The organism is Methylobacterium sp. Leaf111, from assembly GCF_001423285.1.
Lineage (GTDB): Bacteria > Pseudomonadota > Alphaproteobacteria > Rhizobiales > Beijerinckiaceae > Methylobacterium.
The window spans coordinates 1-2,656 of the sequence record NZ_LMNE01000064.1 but is presented as its reverse complement, the minus strand read 5'-3'; the positions used below and the strand labels follow the sequence as shown (position 1 = coordinate 2,656).

Below are 2,656 nucleotides of genomic sequence, written 5' to 3'. Positions count from 1 at the left end.
TTAGATCTTTGGTATATCGAGAACCAGAGCCTTGCGCTCGACGTAAGCATCATAGTCCGCACCGCTTGGATCGAGTTGACCCGGCGCGCCAACGCGTATTAGAGCGCTTAACAGAAACGCTTGATCTGGTTGAAGGTGATGACACTGGCTGCGGGGCTGGTGGGGGCCTCGTAGATGTCGGCGTGTTGCTTGTAGCGGACGGGCAGGCGACGGAAGCGGTTGAACCAGGCGTAGGTGCGCTCCACGACCCAACGGTGGCAGCCGAGCTTTTCGCTGCTCTCGACACCGCGTCGGGCGATGCGCAGCACGATCCCGCACGCCCGGCATTCGTGCCGACGCTGTCTGGCATCATCGTAAGCTTTGTCGGCGTGCAGCTTGTCCGGGCGGCGTCGCGATCGTCCTCGTCGACCACTCCGCAGAGACGTGATGGCATCAAGAGTCGCCGCCATCATGACACCGTCGTGCCAGTTGGCCCCGCTCAGGCAGAAGCCGAGAGGGGTGCCGCGCGCGTCGGTGACGAGGTGAGGTTTCGTACCCGGCTTGCCGCAGTCCATTGGGGTCGGGCCGGTGGCAGGCCCCTTTTATGGATGGCCCGCCCCTCACTGGGCTTCACTGCTAGGTTTGCAGTGTGGCTCACACGAGGGATGGAGCGGACCGATGGCCATTGCGATACTCGGGATCTATCTGGGCAAGAACAGCTGCAGCCTTGTCGGGTAGGATGCGACCGGTCGGGTCGTCTTGCGACGCCGGATGCGGCGCGAGACGGTGATGCCATTTGGCGCAACGCTTCCAGCTTGCATTATCGCCATGGAGGCGTGCTGTGGCGCGCATCACATGGGCCGGGCGCTCGGCGCTCAAGGCCACACCATCCGGTTGATGTCGCCGGAACATGTGCGGCCCTACGTCAAAGCGAGAGAAGAATGACGACCGCGACGCTGAGGCGATCGCGGAGGCCGCGACCCGTCCGACCATGCGGTTCGTGGCATTGAAGTCGGAGGCACAGCTCGACATGCAGACCCTGCACCGGGTGCGGGACCAACTTGTCGGCGAACGCACGGCCCTGATGAACCAGATCCGCGCCATCCTTCGGGAGCGCGGTTACATCGTCCCGCAGGGACGCGCCAAGCTCGCCGCTAGCTTGAAAAATCTGCTCGATACCGAGGCGGTCTCTGACCTCACGCCACGGATGCGCATCCTCGTGGCGGACGTCCGGGATCGCTGGCAGTCCCTCGACGGACGCATCGCAGCCCTCGACGCAGAGTTCGCCGAACAGGCTCGGACCGACGAAAGCGCACGCCGGCTCACCACCATCCCGGGCATCGGCGCACTCAATGCTACAGCGCTGGTCGCGGCGATCGGCGATGTGGCGACCTTCGCCCGCGGACGTGATCTGGCGGCCTGGCTCGGCCTCGTGCCGCGTCAGGTCACAACGGGCGGACGACCATGCCTCCTCGGGATCACAAAACGCGGCAGCAAGTACCTGCGCAAGATGCTGATTCAGGGCGCTCGGGCCGCGATGCCGACTTTGCGCAAGAGCGATACGCTGATCGGCCAGTGGCTCCGGGGCCTGCTGGCGCGGGCACATGCTAATACCGCCGTCGTCGCGCTGGCAGCCAAGATGGCTCGGACCGTTTGGGCGCTTCTGCGCCACGAACGCGTCTATAAGCCGGCAGCGTTGGCTGCCGGAACCGAGCTTGGTCGGCGAAGCCTTCGTCGGCCTTACGTTGTCTGCGAGCGGCGAGAGAAAGATGGCCTGACAGTCGATCGGTGTTCTGGAAGCCTCTGGCGTAAAATGGCGCTCGACGCCGACCCTTTTATGAGGACTAGAACGCGCGGATCTCCATTTTGGCCAACGGCATCGCCGAAAGGCCGGATACGTTTATGCAGACTGCTCAGACCAGCGGATCATCAACCACTTGCGGACGGGGCGGGCCATACGTTTTGGCCGGGACAGACGCGCTGTCCAGGCAAGCTCGGCTCCAGTCGATCGCACCCGACGCGTGCAGGCGCTCCAGCAACACGTGATGTAGTCGGCTCCACACGCCCGCGGCTTGCCAATCCCGCAGCCGCCGCCAGCAACTCAGGCCGGAGCCACAGCCCATCTCGGCCGGCAGCATCTCCCACGGCAGGCCCGAGCGCAGCACGAACAGGATACCCGTCAGTGCGGCCCGGTTCTCGATCGGAGGACGTCCACCCTTCGGACACCGGCCTTCCTTCAGAGCCGCCTCCTCGGCATCGGTGTTGCGCTGACGCGGAGCCGCGATGATCGAGCCGTCGATAATCTGGCTCGACATCGCGAGATAACCCTTGCCCTTCAACCAAGCGTCGAAGGCAGCAAACAGATCGTCGATCGCACCGGCCTGGGTCAGGCGCTCGTGGAACAGCCACACCGTCTTGGCGTCCGGCACCGCATCCTCGAAGCCCAGGCCGAGGAAGCGCATGAACGAGAGCCGATCCCGAATTTGGAACTCGGTGGCATCGTCCGAGAGCGTATAGAGCGTCTGAAGGATCAGGATCTTGAACATCAGCACTGGATCGTAGGGCGGACGGCCACCCTTCGTAAGCGCTGTTTTCAGGCCACGGCTTTGAGGGCTGGCATGGCCTGGTAGGCCCATGGCAGCAGGTCGTCGAGACGGCTCTGTGGGTGGCCCTCGAC

At 64.2% G+C, this 2,656-nt stretch carries 4 pseudogenes; 1 reads left to right on the top strand and 3 read right to left on the bottom strand.

The features are described from left to right. Nucleotides 1–107: 107 nt before the first annotated feature. Nucleotides 108–581, bottom strand: a pseudogene (locus ASF41_RS20470) (IS5 family transposase); the annotation flags it as partial. A 76-nt stretch (nucleotides 582–657) separates the two neighbouring features. Between ASF41_RS20470 and ASF41_RS24385 the strand changes: the two are divergent. Beyond that, nucleotides 658–1,684 (top strand): annotated as a pseudogene (locus ASF41_RS24385) (IS110 family transposase); the annotation flags it as partial. 247 nt (nucleotides 1,685–1,931) lie between these two features. Here ASF41_RS24385 and ASF41_RS26285 read toward each other — a convergent pair. Together ASF41_RS26285 and ASF41_RS26490 are read right to left on the bottom strand one after the other, a co-directional pair. Next, nucleotides 1,932–2,294, bottom strand: a pseudogene (locus tag ASF41_RS26285) (transposase); the annotation flags it as partial. 48 nt (nucleotides 2,295–2,342) lie between these two features. Beyond that, nucleotides 2,343–2,615, bottom strand: a pseudogene (locus tag ASF41_RS26490) (transposase); the annotation flags it as partial. Between the last annotated feature and the right edge of the window lie 41 nt (nucleotides 2,616–2,656).